Below are 205 nucleotides of genomic sequence, written 5' to 3' on the forward strand. Positions count from 1 at the left end.
TTCTAACCCACAGGTGACCACCATGAAGATCCTTCGCATCAAACAAGTAATCGAGATGACTACACTTGGACGCTCCACCATCTACAAGTACATCAAGGAGGGAACCTTCCCGAAGCAGATCAAGATGGGCGCGCGAGCATCAGGTTGGCTGCAAGCTGACGTCGAAAACTGGATCCTTACTAGGCGATGTGGAGGTCAGGTGCTT

1 protein-coding gene is annotated in these 205 nt (G+C 51.2%); it reads left to right on the forward strand.

Annotated features, from left to right (window positions below):
* Positions 1-22: 22 nt before the first annotated feature.
* Positions 23-205 (forward strand): helix-turn-helix transcriptional regulator (locus FLQ03_RS01835; RefSeq protein WP_144374182.1); only part of this gene is annotated, 183 nt, incomplete at its 3' end.

Origin of the sequence: Vogesella urethralis (genome assembly GCF_007644045.2) — a bacterium.
Taxonomy (GTDB): Bacteria; Pseudomonadota; Gammaproteobacteria; order Burkholderiales; family Chromobacteriaceae; genus Vogesella; species Vogesella urethralis.